General features: G+C 50.1%; 2 protein-coding genes. Both read right to left on the bottom strand.

The window, feature by feature from the left end; all coding sequences use genetic code 11:
- A partial coding sequence (locus Q0095_RS06160) for a hypothetical protein (RefSeq protein ID WP_297882350.1) occupies window positions 1-351 on the bottom strand: 351 nt, incomplete at its 3' end.
- A gap of 106 nt (window positions 352-457) precedes the next feature.
- The coding region (locus Q0095_RS06165; protein ID WP_297882352.1) for a J domain-containing protein at window positions 458-1,084 on the bottom strand (627 nt) is incomplete at its 5' end.

A 1,084-nucleotide genomic window follows, 5' to 3' on the forward strand; every position in this document is an offset into this window, starting at 1 on the left:
GCCTGCATTATAGACGCTGCAAATCCCATCTTTGTGCCAAATGCTAAATACCATTGCCCTTTCGTCGTTAAAAAGATAAAATTTCATCCGCTTGGCATTCAGCGCAGACTTGTAGTTATTGCCGTAAGACTTACCCGCTTCATCGAGCACAAGCGTCCTAAGCTCGCCCCTATCCATAGAATACGCGCCTAAATTTCTGCCATTTTCATACAGATCCTCGCCCGCAAATTTATAGATCACGGTTTTGTTGCCGTCGTAAAATTTAAACTCCTTGTCGCTCTTAGCGGGGCGCAATATCCCGCATCCCCCAAGTAGTGCCGCCAAAACGGCAAAAATTATAAAATTTCTCATTTATCTCTCCTTAAATTCTAATCTTTCGCCGCACCTTGTCGCCGTATCGCGAGCCCTACCTCAAAATTTCAAGGCGTTTTGCGCCCTCAAATTTTAAAATTTCGCCCTACTTCTCGCCGAAGCGCTCCTTTAAAATTTTATACGCCTCGTTGATCTCCTGAAGCTTCTTCGTGCCCTCTTGGATGATCTCCTCGTCCGCGCCCTTGCCCATCAGAATGTCGGGATGGTATTTTTTCACGAGCTCGCGATATTTTTTCTTGATCTCGTTAAACGTAGCGTCCTTGGAGAGCCCCAAAATTTCATACGGATCTCTTTTGCTTTTGGCGGAGCCTTGCGAGCCGCCCGAATAGCCGCCATATCCACTCGAATACCCGCCGTATGAACCGCCCGAACTTTGCGAGCCTCCGTAGCCCGAACCCGTCGTGCCGCCATAGCCGTAGCCCGTACCGCCGCCATAACTGCTGCTTCCGTAGCCGCCAGTGCTTCTGCCGCCGTATTTGTCCCAGTACCCGCCGCTTCTTGTGCTATAGCCGTCGTATTCGTCGTAAGCGGAGCTGCTTTGCGAGCCGCCGTTTTCGTAATATGTGCCGTAAAAGCTGCGCTCAAAGGTCGCGAAAATCTGGCTTTGGATATGCTCTGCAATGCCCAATCCGTCGCAGATCTGCGAGATCGTGCGCCGCTCCGCCGCGCTAAAACCGCGATCGACGTAGGCTAAATTTAAAAAGAAATAGAT

The organism is uncultured Campylobacter sp. (assembly GCF_938045535.1).
Taxonomy (GTDB): Bacteria; Campylobacterota; Campylobacteria; order Campylobacterales; family Campylobacteraceae; genus Campylobacter_B.